Origin of the sequence: Paenibacillus sp. FSL M7-0420, from assembly GCF_038002345.1 — a bacterium.
Lineage (GTDB): Bacteria > Bacillota > Bacilli > Paenibacillales > Paenibacillaceae > Paenibacillus_AQ.
The window spans coordinates 6,914,138-6,939,455 of the sequence record NZ_JBBOCJ010000001.1 but is presented as its reverse complement, the minus strand read 5'-3'; the positions used below and the strand labels follow the sequence as shown (position 1 = coordinate 6,939,455).

18 protein-coding genes and 1 riboswitch are annotated in these 25,318 nt (G+C 54.6%); of the genes, 9 read left to right on the top strand and 9 right to left on the bottom strand.

The window, feature by feature from the left end:
* Positions 1-18: 18 nt before the first annotated feature.
* From MKX51_RS29730 to MKX51_RS29720, 3 genes are all read right to left on the bottom strand, one after another.
* Positions 19-678 (bottom strand): sortase, encoded by a 660-nt coding sequence (locus MKX51_RS29730; RefSeq protein ID WP_340994867.1) that lies wholly within the window; start codon positions 676-678, stop codon positions 19-21.
* Positions 679-706: 28 nt separating this feature from the next.
* Entirely contained in the window at positions 707-1,681 is a 975-nt protein-coding gene (locus tag MKX51_RS29725) for a hypothetical protein (protein WP_340994866.1), read from the bottom strand.
* Between the two features lie 489 nt (positions 1,682-2,170).
* On the bottom strand, positions 2,171-3,181 hold the full coding sequence (locus MKX51_RS29720; protein ID WP_340994864.1) for an LLM class flavin-dependent oxidoreductase: 1,011 nt from the start codon (positions 3,179-3,181) through the stop codon (positions 2,171-2,173).
* Positions 3,182-3,561: 380 nt separating this feature from the next.
* Between MKX51_RS29720 and MKX51_RS29715 the strand changes: the two genes are divergently transcribed.
* The 6 genes from MKX51_RS29715 to MKX51_RS29690 all read left to right on the top strand — a co-directional run bounded on the left by MKX51_RS29715 (position 3,562) and on the right by MKX51_RS29690 (position 12,461).
* Positions 3,562-4,566, top strand: coding sequence for a LacI family DNA-binding transcriptional regulator (locus MKX51_RS29715; protein ID WP_340994863.1), 1,005 nt, complete (start codon positions 3,562-3,564; stop codon positions 4,564-4,566).
* A 367-nt stretch (positions 4,567-4,933) separates the two neighbouring features.
* Complete coding sequence (locus MKX51_RS29710) at positions 4,934-6,364, top strand: ABC transporter substrate-binding protein (RefSeq protein ID WP_340994861.1); 1,431 nt, start codon at positions 4,934-4,936, stop codon at positions 6,362-6,364.
* A gap of 136 nt (positions 6,365-6,500) precedes the next feature.
* Positions 6,501-7,616 carry a carbohydrate ABC transporter permease gene (locus MKX51_RS29705; RefSeq protein ID WP_340994860.1) on the top strand — a complete coding sequence of 372 codons (1,116 nt, stop codon included), beginning with the start codon at positions 6,501-6,503 and terminating at the stop codon, positions 7,614-7,616.
* Positions 7,616-8,707, top strand: a complete 1,092-nt coding sequence (locus tag MKX51_RS29700; protein WP_209986551.1) for a carbohydrate ABC transporter permease — start codon at positions 7,616-7,618, stop codon at positions 8,705-8,707. Before MKX51_RS29705 ends, MKX51_RS29700 begins: the two co-directional genes overlap by 1 nt.
* Before the next feature lie 48 nt (positions 8,708-8,755).
* Entirely contained in the window at positions 8,756-11,821 is a 3,066-nt protein-coding gene (gene pgmB, locus MKX51_RS29695) for a beta-phosphoglucomutase (RefSeq protein WP_340994859.1), read from the top strand.
* Between the two features lie 412 nt (positions 11,822-12,233).
* On the top strand, positions 12,234-12,461 hold the full coding sequence (locus tag MKX51_RS29690) for a hypothetical protein (RefSeq protein ID WP_340994858.1): 228 nt from the start codon (positions 12,234-12,236) through the stop codon (positions 12,459-12,461).
* A gap of 733 nt (positions 12,462-13,194) precedes the next feature.
* On the opposite strand, the gene MKX51_RS29685 is transcribed toward MKX51_RS29690, so the two are convergent.
* Positions 13,195-13,566, bottom strand: a complete 372-nt coding sequence (locus MKX51_RS29685) for a hypothetical protein (protein ID WP_340994857.1) — start codon at positions 13,564-13,566, stop codon at positions 13,195-13,197.
* Positions 13,567-13,708: 142 nt separating this feature from the next.
* Between MKX51_RS29685 and MKX51_RS33285 the strand changes: the two genes are divergently transcribed.
* Positions 13,709-13,924 carry a hypothetical protein gene (locus tag MKX51_RS33285; protein WP_445322041.1) on the top strand — a complete coding sequence of 72 codons (216 nt, stop codon included), beginning with the start codon at positions 13,709-13,711 and terminating at the stop codon, positions 13,922-13,924.
* Here MKX51_RS33285 and MKX51_RS29680 read toward each other — a convergent pair.
* On the bottom strand, positions 13,917-14,894 hold the full coding sequence (locus tag MKX51_RS29680; RefSeq protein ID WP_340994856.1) for a LacI family DNA-binding transcriptional regulator: 978 nt from the start codon (positions 14,892-14,894) through the stop codon (positions 13,917-13,919). The genes MKX51_RS33285 and MKX51_RS29680 overlap by 8 nt on opposite strands.
* Before the next feature lie 218 nt (positions 14,895-15,112).
* On the opposite strand from MKX51_RS29680, the gene MKX51_RS29675 reads away from it, so the two are divergent.
* Complete coding sequence (locus MKX51_RS29675) at positions 15,113-18,076, top strand: ABC transporter substrate binding protein (RefSeq protein ID WP_340994854.1); 2,964 nt, start codon at positions 15,113-15,115, stop codon at positions 18,074-18,076.
* Between the two features lie 12 nt (positions 18,077-18,088).
* Here the strand turns inward: MKX51_RS29675 and MKX51_RS29670 are convergent, their stop codons facing one another.
* The gene (locus tag MKX51_RS29670) at positions 18,089-19,480 is read right to left on the bottom strand and encodes an aldehyde dehydrogenase (RefSeq protein ID WP_340994853.1); all 1,392 of its coding nucleotides are present in this window, start codon (positions 19,478-19,480) and stop codon (positions 18,089-18,091) included.
* Positions 19,481-19,510: 30 nt separating this feature from the next.
* Positions 19,511-20,215 (bottom strand): Crp/Fnr family transcriptional regulator, encoded by a 705-nt coding sequence (locus MKX51_RS29665; protein ID WP_340946345.1) that lies wholly within the window; start codon positions 20,213-20,215, stop codon positions 19,511-19,513.
* Between the two features lie 132 nt (positions 20,216-20,347).
* Between MKX51_RS29665 and hcp the strand changes: the two genes are divergently transcribed.
* Complete coding sequence (gene hcp, locus MKX51_RS29660) at positions 20,348-22,000, top strand: hydroxylamine reductase (protein ID WP_340994852.1); 1,653 nt, start codon at positions 20,348-20,350, stop codon at positions 21,998-22,000.
* 97 nt (positions 22,001-22,097) lie between these two features.
* On the opposite strand, the gene MKX51_RS29655 is transcribed toward hcp, so the two are convergent.
* Together MKX51_RS29655 and MKX51_RS29650 are read right to left on the bottom strand one after the other, a co-directional pair.
* Entirely contained in the window at positions 22,098-23,072 is a 975-nt protein-coding gene (locus MKX51_RS29655; RefSeq protein WP_340994851.1) for an aldo/keto reductase, read from the bottom strand.
* A gap of 14 nt (positions 23,073-23,086) precedes the next feature.
* Positions 23,087-24,721 (bottom strand): flagellar assembly protein A, encoded by a 1,635-nt coding sequence (locus tag MKX51_RS29650; RefSeq protein ID WP_340994850.1) that lies wholly within the window; start codon positions 24,719-24,721, stop codon positions 23,087-23,089.
* A 107-nt stretch (positions 24,722-24,828) separates the two neighbouring features.
* A riboswitch (cyclic di-GMP riboswitch) is annotated at positions 24,829-24,921 on the bottom strand.
* Between the last annotated feature and the right edge of the window lie 397 nt (positions 24,922-25,318).

The window sequence follows — 25,318 nt, the reverse complement described above, 5'->3', positions numbered from 1 at the left end:
GGGGGACGGGAGGACGGGCTATGGTTGCTGCCCCGGCAGCTGGCTGGAGACGAGCTTGGCCGAGAGCAGGTAGCGGTCGGGCGCTGAGCCTACATAAGAGAACGGGTAACAGGTAATCAAGGTGAGTACGGGGTCATTGCTGGGCTTAATTGCTCCCCGTGCATCTCCATCAACAATCCGGCTGCCGGTCACTTCATAGGTAAAAGTTCCATCTGCTGTCGCAAGCTCAAGCGTGTCTCCGGGCTCCAGCTCCCCGAGGCTGCGGAAGACAGTGTCACGATGTCCGGCCAGGACGCTGTTCCCTGAGGCGCCCGGGGCGGCGCTTGCCTCATCGTGTCCGGCGCCCTGGTTAAGCTCCGCCCGTCCGGTTCCCTCCAGAATGGCTACCCGCTTTTTAAGCTTCGGAAAAAAGATCTCTCCAATTACCTCGCCCGCTATATAAGCGGGTTTGTCACCCCTTGGTGCTTCCGCGCTGCTGACCATACCTTCAGGCAGTGGTATTTCTTCTTCGGAGCTTACGGGATTCTGGGCTTCCTCCCTCTTTTTGTCCCAGATTCTCAGGGCTTCGCGGGCTTCGGCGGGCGCTTGGAGGATCTGGAAGGCGGAATACAGCATAACGCATACAGAGAGCAGGAAGATCAGCTTGACGGCTAAAGTGAACCCGCTGCGTATCTTCATGCTCTCTCCTCCTTACATCTACATAAAGTTACTTCTTCTGGCCCAGCCTGCGGAGCACAAGCACACTAATCATGGCGACAACCAGGCTGGCCGCAATCAGATTGTACCAAGGGCTGGCTGTGTCCGGCAGTCTGCCGTCTTCCTCCGGCCCGCCCAGCGGAAGCGTGTCGTCTGTGAGGTTGACCTCTTTCCCCGGTGAAGGGGCTGGTGTGCTGCCGGGTGCAGCGGCTCCGGAATCAGGAGTTGCGGACGGACGGTTGCCGCCGTCTTCCTCTCCTGCCCCTAGCGGAACAGGCTCTTCGCTTACGCTCACTCCATCCGGTTCTGCCGTAGCAGTTGCCGGTGCCTGTGATGGCGCTGCTGAGCTGCCAGGCGATGCACTGCCGGCCGGTGAGGCTGTAGGGACTGTTGTTGCAGCAGGCGGTGTACTGCCAGGGCTGCTGGAGGACCCGGGCGTTGACGTAGGCATAGGCGTTACTGTAGCTGTTGGCTCCTCTGTGGATTGCGGTGTAGAGGTCGGACTGGCTGTCGGCGCAGGCGCAGCAGTTGCCGTGAATTCAAAGGCGACACTTACCGTCTTCTCCTGGAACTCGTTGCCTGCCTCCGGCGGGAACAACACCTTCATTTCGATAGCTTCCTCTTCCCCTCCGGCAAGCGAGCCGATGGTCACTACCCCCGGGGCCTCGCTCATTACCCCTGAGTAGAGGATTACTCCCTCTTTTTGCAGGGTCATTTGCAGGATATTGTACAGAGCTGCGTCCCCGGAGCGGAACTGAAAGGCTACTGCATAATCGAACGGAGCATTTCCGTCATTGATAATCTTATAATCCGAAGCCATCGTATCTCCCGGCTGCATGTTGTTCATGGTTGCCGTACTGGTCGTATGTGAGTTGACAGTGAGCTTGATCGTATCCTCGGCGCTGACCCCTCCGGCATGCCAGATTACACCTGCCAGAACGGCCAAAATATACGCGCCAATTAGGGATGTATGTCTCTTCTTCACTCTCCCCGCCCCTTCCTGTGTAGACCTTCGGCAGCCAATAGCCACAATCCGCCCCGGTTCGCGCTTCTAAATCATAGTTTGTCGAATAAAGTGGTTTCTTGAAGAACTACTACTAAATGAAGCAATAATATAAATCGGAACGAGTATGAGCGGGTCTGGATAAGCCTGAACATGCGTGAACGGGGCGGAATGGTCAAAATGCGCTACCGTTCGTTATAACGAATATTAACTACAGTATAATCTTAAATGGGCATAAAGAAAAACCGAAAAAGGGGTTTGAATTTAATGAATTTAGCTAATTTTTCTATTGAGATTAGATTTAAGTCCGAATACCTGCGGATATCTCTTTATTTCTCTGTTTATTGTATTTTATTGTATGTTATAAAGAACATGGTGATTGCGGAAGACTCGCGGTTACTGCACAAAAACAGCCCGTATAACTAACCTGCGGGGTTTGCGCAGGCCGTTGTACGGGCTGATTAATTCAATTTACTTCTTCAACAGGTCGGCCACAAGCTCATACGAATGCAGGCGGGCAGAGTGATCATAGATCTGTGAAGCGATAATCCACTCATCGGCATGGGTCTCTTCGAGAATCTGGAGCAGCCGTTCTTCGATCAGGGCCTGGTCGCCCGCAATGGAGTATTGCTGTTTGCTCATGAGCAGCGCCTTCTCCTGGGAGGTCCAGATTCCGTCCAGACTGTCTACAGGCGGCTGGAGCTTGCCAGTGCGGCCACGGATAATGTTAAGGAATTGCTGCTGCTGGGAAGTGGCAAGTCTGCGCGCTTCTTCTACCGTATCCGCTGCCGTAATTCCCAAGCCCACCATAACATAAGGCTTGTCGAGTACAGCTGAAGGCTTGAAGCTGGTACGGTACAGATGCAGAGCCGGCAGCAGATAATCCGGTGCGAAGTGGCTGGCAAAAGCAAAAGGCAGACCCAGCTGGCCCGCAAGCTGGGCGCTGAAGCCGCTGGAGCCGAGCAGCCAGATTGGGATGTTCAGCCCTTCACCGGGCACGGCGCGCACACCGGCCGGACGGGAGCCTGATCCTTCGGGGTCGAAATACGCCCGCAGCTCGCTAAGCTGCTCGGGGAATTCACTGCCATCGCTGCCGAGGCCGCGGCGCAGTGCTCTGGCGGCTGCCTGGTCGGAGCCGGGGGCTCTGCCCAGACCCAGGTCAATCCGTCCGGGATACAAGGATTCCAGCGTGCCGAATTGTTCTGCAATCATAAGCGGTGCGTGGTTGGAGAGCATGATGCCGCCTGAACCAACGCGGATGGTGTTAGTTCCGGCTGCCACATGTCCGATAACCACGGAGGTAGCGGAGCTGGCAATGCCGGTCATATTATGATGCTCTGCCAGCCAGTAGCGGTTATACCCCCATTTCTCAGCATGACGGGCCAAATCAAGGGTGTTATGAAAAGAATCCGCCGCCGTTCCGCCCTCCCGGATAGGGGCTAAATCCAGTACGGAGAATGGTATGTCGTGCAATTGCTTCACATGAATCCCTCCTATAGTAGATGCATTCCGCATCAGTAGCATTATTTGCAGCCATGAATCAATATACCCGCCAATTATAACATGAAATAATATAATTTACACACTTTAAGTAAGCGGCATGACGGGGAGAGGGAACTTGAAGGGGGAAAGGTACAGTTACTGAAGGGATGAATTTGGAGTATTTGGACTGAATTTGGACGGTTACAACCGTAAAGCAAGGGCTCCGCAGGCAAAAATGTAAGCGCATAACAATTTACTTGCCAATTTAAGGGAGCCTTGCTATAATCGCTTTGAAAAGCTTTTCTAACTTAAGCGACAAGGCCAACCCTGGTAAGGAGGGCACACGTTTCGGGCTAAAAGAATAAGAAGGAAGTCAGACTATGAAGCCAACAATCAGAGATGTCGCCAAGATGGCCGGAGTATCCATCAGCACTGTGTCCCGTGTAATGAATGCCCCGGATACGGTCGTGGAGAGCAAGCGCAGCCGGGTCATCGAAGCGATAGAAGCGCTCAAGTATCAGCCTAATGCATTCGCACGGGGGTTAATTTACAGGAAATCATTCACTCTTGGGCTACTCATTCCTGATATTGAGAACCTGTATTTCGCAGGGGTGATCCGGGGCATGCAGGATGCCTGCATTAAGCTCGGTTACAGTCTGATGATCTGCAATACAGACCGTGACAAGGAGCGGACATTGTCCTATATGGATACTTTTCATGAGAAGCAGGTGGATGGTGTTGTGTTCGCCAGTGATATTCTGCACCCTGAGTATTATGAGAAGCTTATAGGCTGCAGAATTCCATTCGTGCTGGTCTCCTCCCATTCCGATGAGTACGAGGTAGCGTCGGTCGAGGTGGATGATGAGAAGGCGGCGTATGATGCTGTGAAATTCCTGATTGAGTTGGGGCACCAAGAGATTGGGATGATCGGCTTCAATCATGATAATTCGGTGTCCGGGCCACCGCGGATGGAGGGGTTCGTGAGAGCCCTGAGCGAATCGGGGCTGGAGCGTAATATCGGCAAAATCAAGTACGCTAACCACCGCTTTGAGCAGGCCTATCAGGCAACGCACGAGCTGTTCACTGAGTATCCGGAATTAACGGCTGTATTCTGTGTAGCGGATGAGTTCGCCATGGGAACGATCTCTTACTTAAAGGACCGCAATATTCTGGTTCCCGGGCAAGTATCCGTCATCGGCTTCGACAATCTGCGGATGTCGGGGATGTTCATTCCGAAGCTGACAACCATCGCACAGCCTATCTATCAGCTGGGGTACCGGGCGGCCGAGAAGCTGCATGAATTGCTGACTACGGGCAAGGTGGCTGTCATGAAAGAGAAGATGGAGCATAAGCTAATTGTAAGAGAATCCTCGCGTGAGAAATGAGATGTAAGTTCCTGCGGGCTGAAGCACGGCTGCCTGGGGATAGGGCAGCACGGTTTCTTCGCATTATTCTGAAAAGCTTTTCAGAATAATGCGTTACAGGAATATGAGCTAATTGTTTCGGGACCGTTCCGGGAACCATTTCAGGAAACGTACCCACAGCAGAAGGTACTAACACACTATTGGAAGCGTATACATTTGAGTGTGATATAGAAAATATATGTTTGAATTAGCGGTTGTAATGGGTGTGGGTGCCTGTTGTCCGTGAATTTCGATAAGGGGGTGAGTTGCTGCGCTGCCGGAAGGAATTCCGGTAATGAAGCTGGCTTAATGCAATCTCTAAAAACAATTAAAGGGGATGTATGAAACAATGAAGAAAGCTCCAGCACGTAAACTGTCACTTGCGATGGTGCTGTGTCTATCCTTCACCATGATGCTCAGTGGCTGCGGCGGCAATAACAATGCTGCACCAACGCAGGCTCCGGCAGCTACAGAAGCGCCAACAACCGCACCTTCAGCAGATAACAACGCAGCAGCAACAGAGAGTCCGGATCCCGCTGCGGCAGGCAGTCCATTAGACTTGGCGATGAAGGGTGAATATAAAGGCACGAAGGTCACGATGTTCGGACCGTTCGTCGATGCGGACCAGGTGAAGTTCGAGAGCAGCATTAAGGAATTTGAAGAGAAGACCGGCATTGATATTCAATACGAAGGCTCCAAGGAATTCGAAGCCACGATTAATATCCGGGTCGATGGCGGCAATGCGCCGGATATCGCGGACTTCCCGCAGCCCGGTCTGCTGGCCTCCATTGCCAAGACAGGTAAGGTCATCGATCTGACCGGGGTGCTGGATCAGGCGAAGCTGACGGCCAATTACAATAAGAGCTGGCTGGATATGTCCACCATGGACGGCAAGGATGGCAAGATTATGGCCGGGATCTGGAACCGCAGCAACGTGAAGAGCCTGGTCTGGTATCCGAAGAAGCAATTTGACGAAGCGGGATATACGGTTCCGCAGACCTGGGATGAAATGATGGCCCTGACGGAGCAAATCGCCAAAGACGGTGATCCGGCCTGGGCAATCGGTATTGAGAGCGGCGCGGCAACCGGCTGGGCGGCAACCGACTGGGTAGAGAACATCATGCTGCGGACCACGACGCCTGAGAATTACGACAAGTGGGTAAGCGGGGAACTGCCGTTCACTTCTCCAGAAGTGAAGAACGCGGTAGAAGTGATGTCCAAGATTTGGCTGAACAAGGATTATGTCTACGGCGGTGCTAAATCCATTGTCACTACTGCCTTCGGCGATGCTCCGAAGCCGATGTTCGAGAATCCGCCCAAAGCCTGGTTCAACCTGATGGGGAACTTCATTACCAGCTTTTTCCCGGAAACGGCCAAGGTGGATACAGACTATGACTGGTTCTATCTTCCGCCGATTGATGAGCAGTACGGCAAGCCGGTCCTGGTGGCAGGCGACATCTACGCTATGTTCAATGACCGCCCTGAAGTACGCGCTGTAATGGAGTTCTTCACTACTGGCGAATCGATCAAAAGCTGGGTGCAATCCGGCGGTGTCATTGCCCCGATGAATGATGCTTCCCTGGATTGGTACCAGTCCGAATCCGACCGCCGGATGGCGAAGCTGGTACAGGATGCCTCGACCCTGCGCTTCGATGGCTCGGACCTGATGCCGGGCAAAGTGGGTGCAGGTACCTTCTGGAAGGGCATGACTGACTATGTGAGCGGAACCGCTACGCTGGATCAGGCCCTGGAGCAGATTCAGTCAGGCTGGAAGAACTAAGAACCAGGCAGCATGGGACTTAGACGCCAAGAGGTTGTAGGGGCGGTCTTGAGCAATCAGGCCTGCCCCTCAGCTGGTGGTAACGGGTGCTTATGAAGAGGGCTCTGCTCTAACAGAGCCTATAGGAGGAACCGATATGGATGCACAAATAAGGACGGAGCCGGGTGCCGCCGGGGCGCAGGCCAAGCAGAGAATCAGCGGCAGGGCAGTGCTGCTATCGCTTGGCGTCTTGCTTGCGAATATTGTGGTCAACGGGCTGATTTTCCTGTTTTTCCGCGATTCAACGCTTCAACCGCTGCTGACTGCGGTGCTCGCAGTGTTGTGGGGCGTGCTGGGCGTATATCTGATCTACTACACCTTGACCTGGGCAGTGGAGCAGTACCCGGACCATGTCCGCAGGAAGGTGCTGCCATATGTTTTTGTCGGACCGGCTGTCCTTATTCTAGGTTGGCTGCTGATTCTGCCTGCCCTGCGGACGCTGTACTTAAGCTTCTTCAACGCGTCCTCCGAGAAGTTCGTCGGACTCAGCAATTACGCCGCCATCTTCAGTGACCGTCTGATGGCTACGGCTCTGCGCAACAACCTGCTCTGGGTGTTCGTGGGCACGCTGGCCTGTGTCTGCTTCGGGCTGCTGATTGCCATTCTTGCCGACCGGAGCAGCTATGAGCGGATCGCCAAATCGATTATTTTCATGCCGATGGCTATTTCCTTTGTTGCCGCCGGGGTCATCTGGAAGTTCGTCTATTATTATCAGCCGGGCGATGAGCAGATTGGACTATTGAATGCGATTGTGACCTATTTCGGCGGTGAACCGCAGGCCTGGACGAGTATGCTGCAGCCGTGGAACAACTTCTTCCTGATTATCATTCTGATCTGGATGCAGACGGGGTTTGCGATGGTTATTTTCTCGGCGGCCATCAAAGGAGTGCCCGAGGATATTCTGGAGGCTGCACGGGTGGATGGCGCGGGTGAGGTGAAGATCTTTTTTGGCATCATGATTCCTTACATCTCTACGACGATTCTGACGGTGACTACCACGATTATTGTGTTTACGCTGAAAATATTTGACGTTGTCATGGTGATGACAGGCGGTCAATACGATACAGAAGTTGTAGCGACGCAGTTCTACCGGCAGTTCTTCATGTACCGCAACTTCGGCTACGGCTCTACGCTGGCTATCGTGCTCCTGATCGCGGTATTGCCTGTTATCCTTATTAATCTGCGGCAGTTCCGCAAGCAGGGGGGATTCTAATGGTGGGCACCAAGAAAAAAAAGGGCAGCAAAACGGCCGTCAATCTGATTCTGGGCGTCATCTGCTTCCTCTGGATTCTGCCGACCTTCGGACTCTTCGCCTCCTCCTTCCGTCCCGCGGCGGATATTCTGCAGACCGGCTGGTGGAAGGTGTTCCCCCATCAGGAATGGAAAGCGGGCGAGACGGTGCAGCTGTCCAAGGAGGTTGATCTGCGGGAGCCGATTGAGGTGAACGGCAAGACCTATACGGATGAACAGCTCAAGGCAGGGGTGAAGGCGGATGGCAGCCGCCTGATGTGGGAGAACCGCAGGGCACGTACGGTGAATATGCAGGAGCAGGGCTGGCAGGCGGTGCCTGACCTCACGCTCGACAACTATAAGAATGTGCTGTCGGGCAAGGAGTACACACTCAAGGAAGCGGATGGCAGTGAAACGGTGCAAAAGGGGAGCGGATTGTCGCAGGCGTTCTGGAATACACTGACGATTGCTGTTCCGGCGACGGTGATTCCGGTGCTGATCGCCTCTTTTGCCGCCTATGCCTTCGCCTGGTTACGGTTCCCCGGACGCAAGACGCTGTTCGTCATCATTATTGCGATGCTGGTCATTCCGATTCAGGTTGCGCTCATTCCGGTACTCAAGGATTACACAGCGCTTGGGCTGAACGGCAGTTATCTGGGAATCTGGCTGGCACATACGGCCTTCGGCCTGCCGCTGGTTACGTACTTCATGTACAACTTCATCAGCCAGCTGCCGAAGGATCTGTTTGAATCTGCTTTTATTGACGGCGCCAGCCACTTTACTATTTTCAGCAGACTGATTCTGCCGCTGTCGGTGCCCGCGCTCGCTTCGATCGGGATCTTCCAGTTCCTCTGGGTATGGAATGATTATCTGGTGTCGCTGATCTTCATCGGGAACCAGCCGTCGGTGCAGGTCATGTCGATGAAGATCGCCGATCTGGTCGGCTCGCGCGGCAATGACTGGCATCTGCTGACCTCGGCCGCCTTTATCTCGATGCTGATGCCGCTGGCGATCTTCTTCCTGCTGCAAAAGTATTTCGTCCGGGGTCTGATGGGCGGCTCAGTTAAAGGCTGATCTGCGGCTGGGACAAGAGAAGTCGGCAATCGGGAGGAGAATACGAAGATGAGACCGGAGATCAGTGCGGAGATAAGTACGGAGATACGCACGGAGATGAACATAAAGATGAAGTCCTGTGAGCATCCTCCCGCCCTATATCCTTACAGGGAGTGGAGTATCGAAGAGGAACACTACGAGGATGAATACAATCAGCGGAGCGAGAGTGTCTTCGCACTAGGCAACGGCTATATCGGCATGCGCGGGAATTTCGAGGAAGGCTATCACGGCAAGGCTGGGGCTTCGGTAGCCGGGAATTATCTGAACGGCTTCTTTGATTCTGAGCCGGTTGTCTATCCTGAGGGGGCCTTCGGGTACCCCTCCCGCAACCAGGCCATGCTGAATGTGAGCGATGCCCGTATCATCCGGCTGAGCATCGAAGGCCATGAGTTCCGGCTGGATCAGGGGAAGCTGCACCGGTATAAGCGCCGGCTGGATATGCGGAGCGGTATGCTGCACCGGGAGCTGGAGTGGGAGTCTCCCGACGGACACCGGGTACTGCTGGTGATCCGCCGGATGGTTGCCTTGACGCATAAGCATCTGGCCGCTATCGACTATGCGGTGACGGCGCTGAACTTCTCCGGGACACTGAAGTTCGATTCAGCGGTGGACGGCGAGATTGCCCGGCCTGAGGTTACCGGTGACCCGAGGCTGGGGGCGGGCGGCGGCGAGTCCCGCCTGCTGCTGGAGGATACCGGATATGACGCTGCCGCCCGGAAGCTGTGGATGAAGCAGCGCACCCGCCACACGCGGTTTGCGCTGCTGACCGCTGTCAGCCATGCGCTGCAGGCGAAGTCCGGGCGCGAGATGAGCCACCAATTGATCGGGCAGCGCATCTCCGTCTGTTACGCCGCTGCTGTCCGCAGCGGAGAGACGGTGACGCTTACCAAATATATAACGTATCATACCTCCAGGGATTACAGGGAGGAGGAGCTGCCCGGCCGGAGTGCTGAAGTCTTGGCGCTGGCCATGGAGCTGGGCTTCGCCGGTCTGGCCGGGGAGCAGCAGGCGTATCTGGACAGCTACTGGGCACATGCGGATGTGGAGATTAGCGGTGATCCTGCACTCCAGCAGGGCATCCGCTTCAATGCTTATCAGCTGCTGCAATCCGTGGGCCGGGACGGAGCAACGAATATCGGAGCCAAGGGCTTAACCGGCGAAGGCTATGAGGGGCATTATTTCTGGGATACGGAGATGTACATGCTGCCGTTCTTCACCTTCACGCAGCCGGAGATCGCCCGTGCGCTGCTGGAATTCCGTTATGCTACGCTCGGCAAGGCCAGAGAGCGGGCAGCGGTCATGTCGCAGAAGGGGGCGCTGTACCCGTGGCGGACCATTGGCGGCGAGGAGAACTCCGCCTACTTCCCCGCAGGCACTGCCCAGGCGCATATCAATGCCGACATTGCCTACGGCCTGAAGCAATATATCCAGGCCACTGGCGATATGGATTTTCTGGTTAGCCGGGGTGCGGAGATGCTGTTCGAGACTTCAAGGTTCTGGGCCGATCTGGGCCACTACAACCCCGCGCGCGGAGGGGCCTTCTGCATTGATGCAGTAACAGGGCCGGATGAATATACGGCGATTGTGAATAACAATGCTTACACCAACCTCATGGTGCAGGATCAGCTCCAGTATGCCTATGAGACGGCGCTGCTGCTTCAGCGGGAGTATCCGGCGGATTACGAACGGCTGCGGCAGGCGATCGGGCTAACTCTTGAAGAGGCGGAGGGCTGGAGAGAGGCCGCAGCACGGATGTTCATTCCTTTTGACGAGCAGCTCGGGATCTATGCCCAGGATGACACCTTTCTGAATAAGCAAAAATGGGATTTCGATCATACGCCTGCGGATAAGTATCCGCTGCTGCTCCACTATCACCCGCTGGTGATCTACCGGCATCAGGTGCTGAAGCAAGCCGATCTGGTAATGGCTCTGTTCCTGCTCGGGAACAAGTTCAGCCTGGCGGATAAGCTGCGCAACTACCATTATTATGAGCCGCTGACGACGCATGACTCGTCGCTGTCTCCGTGCATCCACAGTATTATGTCTGCGGAGATCGGCGATCTGGCCGGGGCATACCGTTATTTCAGCCGCACGGTACGGATGGATCTGGACGATATCAACTACAATGCCAAGGACGGGCTGCATATGGCGGCGATGGCCGGGTCATGGATGTCAATTGTGAACGGCTTCGGCGGCATGCGGCTGTACGACGGAGAGTTGAGCTTCGATCCGGCTCTGCCGGAGCAGTGGGAGAGCTACCGCTTCAAGGTTACAGTGGGCGGTCAGCTGCTGGATGTCTTCGTTGACCGTGAGGCCGTGTTGTATACGCTGCTGGAGGGGACGGGGCTTGGGATCAGGCATAAGAAGCAGCCGCTGCGGCTGCTTCCGCAGGAGCCGGTGAGGATTTCGCTGGCGCACCGGCTGGAGGCCGTAATCTTCGATCTCGACGGCGTGATTACGGATTCCGCCGAGGCTCATTATCTGGCCTGGCAGGCCCTCGCGGATGAGCAGGGTATACCCTTCAGCCGGGAAAAGAATGAACGGCTGAAGGGCGTCAGCCGGATGGAGTCGCTGGAGATTGTGCTGGAGGGTAGCGGCCTTGCGAAGCTGCCTGAGGCCGGGAAGCTCCGGCTGGCGGAGCAGAAGAACGATCATTACCGGCAGATGATCGGCCGTATCACCCCGGCGGACCTCCTGCCGGGGATCAGGGAGCTGCTCGATTCCCTGCACGAGCGGGGAATCTCCGTGGGGCTGGCCTCGGCCAGCCTGAATGCGCCGCTGATTCTGGAGCGCCTCGGCGCAGCCCGGTGGTTCCAGGCCGTTGCCGACCCGGCTGCGCTCCGGAAGGGCAAGCCCGATCCGGAGATCTTCCTGCAGGCGGCAGAGCGGCTGGGTGTTGCGCCGGGCAACTGCATCGGCGTGGAGGATGCAGCCGCAGGCGTGGCCGCGATCCGCGCGGCGGGCATGAAGGCTGTGGGCATAGGGGAGGCCGAGAAGCTTGGCGCGGCCGACCTGGTGCTGCCCTCTACGGCGGAGCTAGACGCTGGGAAGTTGCTTGAGCTGTTCGCGCGTTAGCCGCTGGCGGTAGGCGGCATCGGGCAGTGGGATTGCTGTCCGTACAGTCAGGGAGCAGGGGCGTGGCAGGGTGTATGCCGAAAACCGAACACATTGTGCTGCGAGAAGGCACACTGCCGCAATGTATGCGAAAAACCGAACATATTATGCTAGTGCGAGGGCTAGTGAGCCGAATATATGCAAAAAAGCGAATACAATTTGTTAAGCGAGGGCTAGTGGACCAAATGTATGCGAAAAAGCGAATACAATGTGCTGGCGAGGAATAGAACGTTAATTACTCAAAAGTCGATTTTGTTCATGCAACACACCACTTACTATGAGATTAAACAAGGGGCTGTCCCATAGCCATGCAATGGCTGTTTGGGCAGCCTCTTCTGTTTCGGCTTTGGCCGGAAGCGGGCTATACGGGGAAATGAAGGGGATAAATCCCATTAAATCAGCCGGAAACGGGCCGGATGGGGAAATGAAGGGGATAAATCCCATTAAATCAGCCGGAAACGGGTCGGATGTGGAAATGAAGGGGATAAATCCCATTAAATCAGCCGGAAACGGGCCGGATGGGAAAATGAAGGGGATAAATCCCATTGAATCGGCCGGAAACAGGCCCGATGGAGAAATGAAGGGGCTGTCCCAAAAGTAATTTTCTATGAGCGACGACAGCCACTTGCAGAAATCTCCGGGAGCCTCGATTGTTCTTCAGTTGTCCAAGCAATTTCCGGTTCTGTCATTCAGCGTACAGCTAATGGGTCGTCTTTTAAGGCAACACCTCCTTACGCAACTGCCGAACGCCCTCTGAGCGATTTTTTTGTTTCTTTTTTTGCATGGATGAGTGGTTTCCCGCTTAAGCAGCGGTCCGTTTGCGGAGCGTCCACCTAAGTGCTCATGTTGGTCCCACTCCGCAATAAAGAGCTGTCACAAGCAGCCATTTCATGACTTTTGAGACAGCCCCTTCTTTCGGTGTACGCCCAGCATGGGCGCCATCACTAGGGTGAAAGTCCCGAACGGGGGCTGGCGAACGCCTACCGTTAGCCAAGAGCAAGGGTGTCCGCCGCGAGGCGGAATCTGAAGGAAGCTGGAGGTAAATGCACGAACCAAGGTATACGAACTCAATTTGAGGTAGGGATAGTCGGATGAGTCATCACAACATGACAAAATCATAGTCAGCAGATGCCATAGTACGGGAGTAAGGAACGCCAGAAACCGGAAGGGCAAAACCGAAAGGAGAGAGGAAACCGATGCGTTCGCATGAAGAGCAAAGACAGCAGAATATCTCGCAAGAGAGCTTATGGCAAAGATGAGCGGTGAAGCCGTCAGGGCAAAAAAGATCCTTACTTCTAGGAAAAAGCAGAGTGCCGGAGTAGTACTATACTTGTTCAACTATCATTCGACGTTAATTCAACTCTTTCGAAAATATTTCTACTTATTTCTTCAGGATTTTTAATGCCAATGATCAACTTTGATATTTTGAATTTACCAACTTTAAAGCTATCCAAATCGAAATGAAGAGTTTCTAGCTCATTCTCAAAAAAGTGCAGTTGAAAACCACCTTTTGATCTAAATAACCCATTTCTCTTTTCTCCTAATAAAGCACCATATAGTTTAAAAGCATTTGGTATCGGTCTGCCTGTTGTTATTCCCTTGATGAAAGAGTATGGAATTTGCAACCCTTTATCTATTTTTAAAAAGGGTGAGTTTCCAAGGTCGATATTTACGTAGGTTTCCATTAGTTGAATTTTACGTTCCATATTTTGAATCCCCATTCCATTTATTTCGCAACTCATAATTACATATAATACCACAAAACCCTCTTTTCATAAAAAAGTCTAAGCTCTGCCCGTTGGCTTAACGCACGCCGCCAGTCCACAACTTTAATTTTCAGTCTAATTGATGCATTCGAGAAGGAAGGAGAGGAGCTTTTCCGTTATTTGTTATTTGAAGAACGTTCTAATTAAGATTTTGCCGCAAGGCTGGTTGTTCTTTAGTAAGTCGCCACGTGACCATGAATTTGTTGTCCTTGATCCTGACACACTGGAGCTTGCTGTCGCGGCGATGTATGGGGATTTGTTCGATAGTAGCCCTTCAAGTAGATGCCCTCTCAGGTAGTCCCCCCCTCCTCCAGCTCCACAGGCAGAATGTGCGCTGCGGCCACGCTCTGGCCCTGCACCTGCTGCAGGATCAGGTCCACGGCGAGCTTGCCGATCGCTTCCATCGGCTGGCGGATGGTGGTGATATGCGGGTCGAGCAGGCTGCGGAGCGCGATGCCGTCATAGCCGACGATCTTCACATCCTCCGGGACGCGCCGTCCTCTGGTACGGCAGGCCTTCAGGGCATAGGCGGCGATGATATCACTGCCCGCAAAAATCCCGTCCACCTCAGGATGCTCCGCAAAGAGCTGCCCGAGCAGCTGCTCGTAAGCTTCGAAGTCGAAGCTGTTGTTGTCGGTATGGAGGGTGACATACTCCAGGCTGTGCTGCTTCGCCATATCCTCGAAGGCCACGCAGCGTAGATGGGATAAGATATTCAGCTTGGGATGCCCGCCGATATGGGCGAGGTGCCGGCAGCCTTTTTGAATCAGAAGAGTGGTAGCCAGCTTGCCTCCCTCATAATTATCCGAGCAGACATAAGGGATATCCGGTGAGATCTGGCGGTCAAACGTCACCAGCGGCAGATTCATCTGCCGGTAGGCTTCCACCTCCAGCGTATGGCTGCCCATAATAATGCCGTCTACCCGGCTTGCGCGCAGCATGTGGATGTATTCCTGTTCCTTCTGCTTGTCCTGCCACGAATTGCAGAGCAGCAGCTTATAGCCTTCCCGGTAGGCATGTTCCTCAATATGACTGGTCAATTCGCCGAAAAAAGGCAAAGACACATGCGGAATAATCAGTCCGATGATGTTGGATTTCGAGCGGCTAAGGGAGCGGGCCAGTTCGTTCGGCCGGTAATTCAGCTCCTCCATCGCCTGGTGCACCTTGTGCTTCAATTCCTCGCTTAAGTAACCCCTGTTGTTCAGTACCCGGGATACGGTGGTTGCCGATACGCCAGCCTTCAGCGCAACGTCTTTGATGGTCGGCATGGCCTGGCCTCCTGTCTGAGCAGTCAACTGCAGATTCATTCTAACGTGAGCGGTCTGCTCTGTCCAATATCGGCGGCTGCTGTCGCTTTTTGTTGTTTCTAAAAACACCTTTACCCCCTATAATTGTATCAAAGCAGTCCCCGTAATGAAGCCTCATGTATACATTATCCTTCTACTTGTCAGATTCCGATTATAGATAGATGAACGGGAGTGTGCGAATGAGTGTAGATCATATTCATCTCAGGTTGTTAAGAAGCTTGCTCTTGCCTCTGCTGATCTTCCTGTGTATAACAGGACCGGCAGGAGCTGCATACGCCGCAGCCGGGGAGCTTCCCGCCCGGAACGTGCTGGTGCTGCATTCCTATCAGAAGGGCTTTGCTTGGACTGATGACCAAAGTGCCGGAATAGAGGAACGTCTCAAGGGCACAGCTAATCCTCCCGTCATCTACACCGAATACATGGACTGGAAAAGGTACCCCACGCAGGGGAACCTCGAACATTTCTACGAAACCATCCGCTTCAAATATCAGAACATCCCTATTCATACGATCATTACAACGGACGATGCGGCCCTGAGCTTCGCAATGAAGTACCGCCATGAGCTTCTGAACGATGCTCCGGTTATTTTCAGCGGGGTCAATGAGCTGGGGGTGTCCAGTATCGGGGACCTGAGCAACATGACAGGCGTTATTGAGAAAATCGATGCGGCACCCACCATCCGTATGGCGATGGACCTCAACCCTTCGCTGAAAAAGGTGTATGTCGTCTTCGATAATTCGGAGAGCGGACTGTCAACCGGCCGGATGGTGATGGATCAGATTAGCGCCTTGAATCCGGGGCTTGAGCTGTTCCCCATGAACCGCTTGTCCATGGAACAGATCACAGCCACGGCAGCGGCGCTGTCCCCGGACAGTATTGTGCTGATGACTACATATTATAGTGACTCTACCGGAAGAATTGTGGAATTCGACAGGTTCGCAAGCGAGCTGGGCAAGAGCAGCAGTGTTCCGGTGTACCATATCTATGATTTTGCATTGAACCACGGCGCCTTCGGCGGGAGCCTGATCAGCGGCAGAATGCAGGGGCAGACGGCGGCCGATCTGGCACTGCGTATCCTGAAGGGGGAGCGTGCCGGGGATATCCCGGTGGTGACCGACAGCAATGTACGCAAGGTGTTTGATTACAATGAGCTGCAGCGGTTCAAGATATCACCGGATAAGCTGCCGAAGGGCAGCGAAGTGATTAACGAGCCGTTCTCCTTCTATCAGACCTACAAGGTGCTGGTTCTAAGCATCGTGGCTGCTTTTGCGGTGCTGGTAGCCTTCATTATGGTGTTGTTATTCTATGTGCAGCTGGTCAGAAGGATCAGAAGCAATCTGGAAAAAAGCAATGAACGCTTCAGCCTGGCAACCTACGGCTCAGATGCGGTAATCTGGGACGTTGACATGTCTACCATGATCTATTATTTCTCGGACAGCTGGTATGAGGTGCTGGGATATGCCCGGGATGAGCTTAATGAGAGCCGCGGCGGCTGGCGGGATATTCTCCATCCGGAGGATGCCGAGCAGGAGAACCGGCTGCGTATCCAGCATCTGGAGGGTCGTTCTTCTTACTACTACGCTGAATACCGGATGCGGAGCAAGGCAGGCGAATACAAGTGGTTTCAGGCCCGGGGCAAGGTGCTGCGTAATGCGGGCGGCGGATATATCCGGTTTGCCGGGTCGATGGTGGATGTCACGGACCGCAAGGGTTATGAGAGTAAGCTGCAGACGAGCTATCAGGAGCTGGAATCGACCTATGAGGAGCTGACTGCCCTGCAGGATGAGCTGCTGGAGCAGTATAACAAGGTGGTGGAGAATCAGGCGCTGCTGCAGACCAGTGAGGAGAAATACCGGCTGCTGGCTTATAATGACGTGCTTAGCGGTCTGCCGAACCGGCTGTCGTTAGCCGAGGAGCTGCAACAATTCATTGAAGAGCATTCCGGCGGACATGCGGCGTTGTTCTTCCTGGATCTCGATAACTTCAAGTACATTAATGACTCCATGGGCCATACCTTCGGGGATGAGCTGCTGGTGCAGGTCGGGGAACGGCTGCTTAGCCGCTCTGACGGGCGCAGTAAGCATTTTCGCTTCGGCGGCGATGAGTTTGTGATTCTGTTCAAGGATGTGGCGGAAGCAGGAGAGGTGATCCGCTATGCGGATTCACTGGTACAGGGCTTCATGGAGCCATTCCAGCTTCATGCAAGTGTGGTGCATATCTCGGCCAGTATCGGGATTGCCCAATACCCGGAGAACGGGAAGAGTGCGGAAGAGCTGCTGAAGAATGCAGACATTGCCATGTACAAGGCCAAAGAAGCGGGCAAAGGCAGCTATATGATCTACGGGCAGGAGATGCAGCAGTATTTTGACGAACGGATGATTATTGAGAATCACTTAAGAAGCGCGGTATCCAATAATGAGCTGTCGCTGCATTACCAGCCGCTGGTGGATACCGGCTCCGGTGAGCTCTGGGGCTTCGAGGCGCTGATCCGCTGGAACAGCCCGGTGCTCGGCTTCGTCTCCCCCTTATCCTTCATCCGCATTGCCGAGGACTGCCGCCTGATCATCCCCATAGGGGAGTGGGTGCTGCGGGCTGCCTGCCGGTTCACCAAGGATCTGCAGAATCAGGGCTATGAGGGCTATCATATCTCGGTCAATATCTCCGTCATTCAGCTGATGCAGGATGACTTCACAGAGATGGTGCTGAGCGTGCTGGAGGATACCGGGCTTGCGCCGGAGCATCTGGAGCTGGAGATTACGGAATCGATCTTCATGGAATCCTTCGAGGCGATCAGCTCCAAGCTGGAGGCGCTCAAGGAGAGGGGCATTGGCATTGCGCTGGATGACTTCGGAACGGGCTATTCCTCACTCAGCTATCTGAAGCAGCTCCCGATTACTACCCTGAAGATCGACAAGTCCTTCATCGACAGCATCGATACCCCGAACAATAGGTCGCTGGCCAGCTCCATCGTCACCATCGGCCATGATATGGGACTGAACGTTACGGCTGAAGGGGTGGAGACCCCGGAGCAGCTTGCTTTTCTGGAGCGGACCCGCTGTGACAAGATTCAGGGCTACTATATCAGCAAGCCTATTCCAGAGAAAGAGGTCGCGGGCTGGGTCGCTGGGCGGATGGCGGGTTGAGGTAAGTTAGCGCTATTTCAGCAGCTTCCGCGCCAGCTTGACCTTGCTGCCGTAGGGCGGGTAGACAATGCCGAGATCAAGACGGGTGCCCCGCTTAACAATGCTTTTGTGATGGGAAAAGAGGTCGAAGCTGTATTTGCCGTGGTAGCCGCCGATCCCGGAATTCCCGACACCGCCGAACGGCAGCCGGGTGCTGGCTACATGGGAGATGGTATCGTTAATGCAGCCGCCGCCGAAGGACACCTCAGTCATTACCTGTTGCTCCACCTGCTTATCGCGGGTGAACAGATAGAGGGCAAGCGGCTTCGGACGGGCATTGATACTCTGGATGGCCTCCTCCAGCCGGGTATACTCCATAATCGGCAGCACAGGCCCGAAGATCTCGTCCTCCATGGAAGCGTCACTCCAATCCGCCGGATAGATCAGGGACGGCTCGATGTACAGCTCCTCAGGAATCACTGTCCCGCCCAGAATCAGCTTATCGCGGTCCCGCTCCAGCATCTCCCCGATCCGCCGCAGCTGGCGTTCATTCACAATCCGTCCATAGTCTGTGTTATGCCGGATATCAGTGCCATAGAAATCGGTGACGCAGCGCTTCATCCGTTCGATCAGCTCCGCTGCCACCTCGCTATGGACCAGCAGATAATCAGGCGCAATACAGGTCTGCCCCACATTGATCAGCTTCCCCCAGACAATCCGCTTCGCGGCGGTCTCCAGGTCGGCGCTCCGGTCTACGATTACGGGGCTTTTGCCGCCCAGCTCAAGGGTGACTGGCACCAGGTTCTTCGCCGCCGCTTCCATGACAATTCTGCCTACAGGCACACTCCCGGTGAAAAAAATATAATCGAACGCCGCATGAATCAGCAGATTCGTCGTTTCCTTCTCGCCCTGTACTACCCGGATATAGGCGGGATCAAAGGTCTCCCGGATCATATCCTCGATGACAGCGGAGGTAGCGGGTGTACTCTCGGAAGGCTTCAGTACGGCGCAGTTCCCGGCGGCAATGGCGCCGATTAACGGCTCGATCAGCAGCTGGAACGGGTAGTTGAACGGCCCGATAATTAGCACCGTCCCGTAAGGCTCGGCTATGATTCTGCTCCGTGCCGGGAACAGGTGCAGCGGTGAGCCTACCTTCACCGGCTTCATCCAGCGCCGCAGGTGCTTCATCATATAGCCGATGCTGTCCAGCGTGAATCCGATCTCTGTGGCGTAAGCCTCGAACTCGCTTTTATGCAGATCCTGGTTCAGTGCAGCGATAATCCGGGCTTCATTGCGTGAGATGGCATCCTTCAGCTTCTGAAGCTGCTCCAGCCGGAAGCCGGGGGTTCTCGTGACTCCGCCGGTGAACCATTGTCTGTGCTCAGCCAGCAGCCGGTCGATCTGTTGTGCGGTGTATGGTGGCATGCTTGTATCCTCCTTGGTGATTTGCGGTTCCTATAGATTGCCTGCCGAAGAGGGCAGAGTCTGGATGTAATCATGCATCCGGCTCCGGTTCAGCAGGGTGATTTCATTGCCCTTGAATTCGATCCAGCCCTGGTCGCGCAGGAATCCCAGCTCCCGCGACAAGGAAGGGCGGGCGGTATTCATATGCTCAGCCCATTCCTTCCGGCTGAAGGGAAGCTTCAGGGTATCGGATTCCTGCTGTTCTCCCTGTTCCAGCAGGAAGTCTACGATACGGCGGCGCAGCGGTCCGGCGGACAGGTTCTCAATCTTCCGGTTCACGAGCACCAGCCGCTCGGACAGATTCTCGATGAAGCGGGTGAGGATATCGGTGTCAGCCGCGAATAATCTCAGCAGCTCCTGCTTGCTGATGAACATCACCTTGCAGGGACCTGTGGCTGTAACCGTAGCGGGCACGGTGTTATTCCTGCGGAACAATACGGCTTCGCCGATCGTCTGCCCTTCCTTCAGATGCGCGATGGTCACACTGCTGCCGGTGGGGTGTGTCTTCTGCACCTCAATGCGGCCGGAGAGCAGAATCCCAAGCCGGTCCGCCGGATCGCCCTCTGCCAGAATAATCGCCTTCTTATGGTAGGAGCTGACAGCGTAAGCCAGCGTATGCAGCAGCTGTTCGATCTCTTCTACGGACTTTCCGCGAAATAGCAGGCAGGATTGCAGCGAAGCAGGCTCCGGTCTCATACTTTTCCTCCCGATGTGTTGTGATTGGTAACATTCGTTACCGATTGATAGACGAAAGTCTACTACAATTATTGGTAACTGTAAAGGCGAGGCACAGAGCGATTCCATTAATGATAAGGAGTGATTCAGGCAATGAGCGAAATGTTTTGTTTCCAGTGTCAGGAGGCAGCTAAGGGGACGGGTTGTACGATTCAGGGGGTGTGCGGCAAGACCAGTGAGGTAGCGAATCTGCAGGATCTTCTGGTGTATACACTTAAGGGCATTGCCGTCTTCGCGCGCAGCGGGCGTGAGCTGGGGATTACTGATCCGGTGACGGAGAGATTTATTATAGAGAGCTTGTTCGCTACGATTACCAATGCCAACTTTGTGCCGGAATATTTCACCGCGAAGATCCGCGAGGGTCTGGCCCTGCGGGATACGTGGCGCAGCAGGGTGGCGGATGCCGGAGTGGCGGCGTATCTGTCTGATCATGACGCGGCGAACTGGAATGCAGGGACTGATGAAGAGCTGATGGACAAGGCGGTAACGGTAGGTGTGTTAGCTACAGAACATGAGGATATCCGTTCCTTGCGCGAACTGCTGACCTACGGTCTGAAGGGGATGGCTGCTTACATGGAGCATGCTGCGGTATTGGGCTTCTATGAAGCAGGAGCCCATGCTTTTATGGAAAAAGGCTTGGCTGCTGCCCTTGATGACAGTCTGAGCGGCGGTGAGCTGACGGCTCTGGTGCTGGAATGCGGCAAGTTCGGCGTGGATGTGATGGCCTTGCTTGACCGTGCGAACACAGCAGCCTACGGCAACCCTGAGATTACCAAAGTGAACATTGGTGTGGGCACGAATCCTGGTATTCTGATCAGCGGTCATGATCTTAAGGATATGGAGGCGCTGCTGAAGCAGACCGAGGGTACCGGAGTGGATGTGTATACGCACAGTGAGATGCTGCCGGCCCACTACTATCCGGCCTTCAAGAAGTATAGCCATTTCGTTGGCAACTACGGCAATGCATGGTGGAAGCAGAATGAGGAATTTGCCAGCTTCAATGGTCCAATTCTGATGACCACGAACTGCATCGTGCCGCCGAAGGACAGCTACAAAGACCGGCTGTACACGACAGGCAACACCGGGTATCCGGGAATTCAGCATATCGCGGCAGGCGCGGACGGAGAGAAGGATTTCTCACCCCTGATCGAGCAGGCCAAGAGCTGCAGCGCTCCGGTGGAGATTGAGACAGGCGAGATTATCGGCGGCTTCGCGCATGCGGCTGTAATGAATGTGGCGGATCAGGTGGTTGGAGCGGTAGAGAGCGGCGCCATCAAGCAATTCTTCGTCATGGCCGGCTGCGACGGACGGATGAAGAGCCGGAATTATTACACCGACTTCGCAGCAGAGCTGCCTAGTGACACGGTGATCCTTACCGCAGGCTGTGCCAAATACAAATATAACAAGCTGGCGCTTGGCGATATCGGCGGAATTCCCCGCGTGCTTGATGCCGGTCAGTGCAATGACTCCTATTCCCTTGTGGTTATAGCGCTTAAGCTGAAGGAAGTGTTCGGTCTGGCGGATATCAACGATCTTCCGATCTCCTATAACATTGCCTGGTATGAGCAAAAGGCGGTCATCGTACTGCTGGCGCTGCTGCATCTGGGCGTGAAGAACATTCACCTGGGTCCTACACTTCCGGCGTTCCTGTCGCCTAATGTAGCCAAGGTCTTGGTCGATACCTTCGGTATCGGCGGGATTACTACCGTACAGGAAGACATGGAGCGGTTCATTGCTGCGGTCTAATACCATACAGATTCAGCATTAGCCAAAATACACAAAAGCGAGTCTCCGTATACGGAGGCTCGCTTTTGTGTATGGATATGAACATCACCGTCAGCGTTTACGGCAGCCGGTAGACTGCAAACGGCTCGCCGGTGCGGAGGGCGGCGCTGGCCTGGTCAAGCTGCTCAAGTGTTCCTGCATCCGGTGAAGCAGAGAGACTCTGCAGATTATGCTGTACCTGCTCTACTGCAGTTGCGCCGACAATCACCGTGGAGACGGCGGGCCGGTTCATCAGCCAGGCCAGGGATAGAGCCGCAGGTGAAGTGCCCATCTCCTCCGCAATTGCTTGAACCTGCTCCCCGAGCGAGATGCGCTCCGGGGTAAGGAAGCGGCGGAAGTTCGGATCGGTCTCTGCTCTGGAGCCGGCAGGGGCACTGCTGCTGCCGGCATATTTGCCGGTAAGAATGCCGCCCGCCAGAGGGAAGTATGGGATGATGCCCAGACCCTGATCCAGGCAGAGCGGAAGCAGCTCGGCTTCGGGCGTGCGGTCAGCCAGCGAATAGCTGCATTGGATAGAGATGTATTTCGCCCAGTTACGCGCTTCGCTGATTCCGAGCGCCTTCATCAGCTCCCAGGCGGCATAATTGGAGGCTCCGATATACCGCACCTTGCCTGCGGAGATCAGATCATCCAGCGTGCGCAGTGTTTCCTCCAGCGGTGTGTAGGGGTCGAAGGTGTGAATCTGGTACAGATCCACATAGTCGGTCTTCAGCCGGCGCAGGCTGCCCTCCAGCTCCTGCATCAGATGATGGCGCGAAGAGCCGCTGCCGCCGGGTCCCTCATGCTTCGGCAATCCGGCCTTGGTCGCCAGCACAGCGTTATGGCGTCTGCCTTCAAGCGCAAGGCCAATGATCCGCTCCGATTCAGAGCCGGCATAGATATTGGCGGTATCGATGAAATTGATGCCCTGATCCATAGCGGTGTGCAGAATGCGGACCGAGGTCTCCTGATCTGCCCGTTTGCCGAAGGAATTGGTTCCAAGACCCAGGGCGGACACCTGCAGGCCGCTATTGCCCAGACGGTTATATCTCACGCGCTCACTTCTCCTTATATAGTAGTAGTCTTAGCAGAATCACGCACAAGCAGCTTGCCGCCGGACTCCAGGCGGCTCTCCTGCGACCGGGCAAGATTAATTACCGCATGCTCCTCCTGGAGCAGCTCAATCTCCTCGCTCAGCTTGAGGAGCAGCCTGGAGAAGCGGCTTAGCACACTGTCTGTGATGTACCCGGTGAATTGTCCCGGATGGGCGAATACCTCAAGCATCTGCCGGAGCGGGTCTGTGCCGGAGCCGAACTCTCCGTTCATACGGCTCAGGGCAGCCTGAAGATCACGGATCAGGCTGCCGAGGTGGCTGTATTTATCTTCCAGCAGCAGCATGACTACCAGGCCGTAATTCACGGATTGCTGGCGGGATTCCACATTCTTGGCCAGCTGGCGCGCTGCCTCCAGCAGTCCGTCCGTCTCTGTCCGCAGCAGGCTTGCGAGGCTATGCAGACGATGCTGCAGTACCCCGGCGTGTCCGGCGTACAGGCCGCTGCCGGTGACCTGGCCGCTAACGTAAATACTGCCGGTGGCTATAATTGTAGATTGGCGGATATCGCCATAGACGTACACATTCCCGAGGGCTTCAACCCGTACAGGTCCTTCCAGATCTCCCGGTACAATGATGTCACCTGCGAACATAACATCGCCCGCAGGATCGGTCATCTCGCTGGTCAGCAGACAGGCCGGAGGGAAGTCACATATCCGGACGCTGCTGTTTCCTCCGCAGATGCGGGGTCTGCCGGTATGCCGGGCCACGATATGACCGCAGGGAAGGAGCTTGGCATGATTACCGGCAGCAAAGTAGAGATCCTGCGGCGGGGGAGGGGGCAGTACCCTTCCGTCTGTATCGAGGCCGGGAATGCCTTCTTCGGGCGGCAGTTTGCGGGCGAAGACTTCGCCTGCAAAGGTAAAGGGGGCCCCCGGGAAACGGAGATACTCCATGGTATCCTCAGGCTTCTGACCCGGGGCTCCCTGTCCCTGAAGCATCCGGTTCCCCTCCAGTGTATGCTCCGGCAGCAGGAATTCCAGCCGGGCTTCCTTGCCGGGCAGCGGGGATCTTCCTTCAGCGATGCAAACGGGAAGATATGTAGGGTTCTCCAGCTCCGCGTACAGGGCGGGAATGTTCAGGTTGCGCAGAATAAAACGGTTGTCCAGTGAGGCGATAATCTGTTCTATGGTGAGCGTGGACAGCAGCATCGCCGGATTGGGCTGGGCACGGACAACCGCTTCGAAGGCGGCAGGACAGTTGACCAGATTCCAGGCGTACTTCTCTGCACGGTATAAAGTGAAGTGGACCTTGAGCTTGTCAGGCGATACGGTAATTTCATATTGCGGCTTCTCACAGATCTCCCAAGTGATATAATCCGCCCTGGTCACCTCGGTTGGTTCTGTAACGGTCTTCCAGTTGATCTTCAGGACAACAGGGTGGATCGCAGAAATGCGGGCGGGAGCACCTCCGGGGAGCGGGGGAGTAATAAATATCTGGTTGTCCTGCACGAGGATAATTCCATTCTTATCTCCAGTTGTCCCGTCAGAAGTCCGGCCCTCCACAGAGAATGAATCCAGGAGACCTTTACGTTCGAGCATCAGGGACTCTACGAATTCATATCGGCTTGGTTCGATATCCTGCTGCGGCATGGTTGTAACCTCACTTTTTCGTATGATCAATGGCAATTCGTACAGAAAAAGAACATCATCAAGCCTGGGAGGCTTCCCCTCCTGAACAGCTGGCTTAAGTGGTCTCTATTGGCAGCCTGGCAACCGTAAACGCAGATTCTGGCGTTCTTAGGCCCATAGCTTTGCGTCCTGCCCTTTCGGGGAGTTTGCCTTTAGAAATAGATCAATGATATACATCCTGTAGAGGCAATGAATAGTGGTCGACTGCAATCGACAAAAAGAATCATAAATAGTTCTTATGCGTCATTAACTTCTGCAAACAAGCTTAATTCTAGTACTTAAAGAGCTATTTTTCAACTATATTATGCCTATTTATCAAAAAACTCGAAATATGCAGCTCTATTTCGACAAAAAAACTGGTTTCCCAGCGCTTACAGCTTATGGAAGAGGCAGAAGGAGGAAAGTGTGAGCATTGAACTGTTGGGACACTCTGGGCTTGGTAAGACCCGGAGTGTTCCTTTTTGATAAGGAGTATTGCGAGTATAAATGTTATGTATATGTTAACTATGTAAATAAACACAAACATTCAGTGTATTATTTCGTAATAAAACCGAAGAC

Bases quoted from the DNA above. Each gene is read 5' to 3' on its own strand.
- MKX51_RS29730 (WP_340994867.1), bottom strand. From the start codon at position 678: ATGAAGATACGCAGCGGGTTCACTTTAGCCGTCAAGCTGATCTTCCTG.
- MKX51_RS29715 (WP_340994863.1), top strand. From the start codon at position 3,562: ATGAAGCCAACAATCAGAGATGTCGCCAAGATGGCCGGAGTATCCATC.
- MKX51_RS29710 (WP_340994861.1), top strand. From the start codon at position 4,934: ATGAAGAAAGCTCCAGCACGTAAACTGTCACTTGCGATGGTGCTGTGT.
- MKX51_RS29705 (WP_340994860.1), top strand. From the start codon at position 6,501: ATGGATGCACAAATAAGGACGGAGCCGGGTGCCGCCGGGGCGCAGGCC.
- MKX51_RS29700 (WP_209986551.1), top strand. From the start codon at position 7,616: ATGGTGGGCACCAAGAAAAAAAAGGGCAGCAAAACGGCCGTCAATCTG.
- pgmB (WP_340994859.1), top strand. From the start codon at position 8,756: ATGAGACCGGAGATCAGTGCGGAGATAAGTACGGAGATACGCACGGAG.
- MKX51_RS29690 (WP_340994858.1), top strand. From the start codon at position 12,234: ATGAAGGGGATAAATCCCATTAAATCAGCCGGAAACGGGCCGGATGGG.
- MKX51_RS29685 (WP_340994857.1), bottom strand. From the start codon at position 13,566: ATGGAACGTAAAATTCAACTAATGGAAACCTACGTAAATATCGACCTT.
- MKX51_RS33285 (WP_445322041.1), top strand. From the start codon at position 13,709: ATGCATTCGAGAAGGAAGGAGAGGAGCTTTTCCGTTATTTGTTATTTG.
- MKX51_RS29680 (WP_340994856.1), bottom strand. From the start codon at position 14,894: ATGCCGACCATCAAAGACGTTGCGCTGAAGGCTGGCGTATCGGCAACC.
- MKX51_RS29675 (WP_340994854.1), top strand. From the start codon at position 15,113: ATGAGTGTAGATCATATTCATCTCAGGTTGTTAAGAAGCTTGCTCTTG.
- MKX51_RS29670 (WP_340994853.1), bottom strand. From the start codon at position 19,480: ATGCCACCATACACCGCACAACAGATCGACCGGCTGCTGGCTGAGCAC.
- MKX51_RS29665 (WP_340946345.1), bottom strand. From the start codon at position 20,215: ATGAGACCGGAGCCTGCTTCGCTGCAATCCTGCCTGCTATTTCGCGGA.
- hcp (WP_340994852.1), top strand. From the start codon at position 20,348: ATGAGCGAAATGTTTTGTTTCCAGTGTCAGGAGGCAGCTAAGGGGACG.
- MKX51_RS29650 (WP_340994850.1), bottom strand. From the start codon at position 24,721: ATGCCGCAGCAGGATATCGAACCAAGCCGATATGAATTCGTAGAGTCC.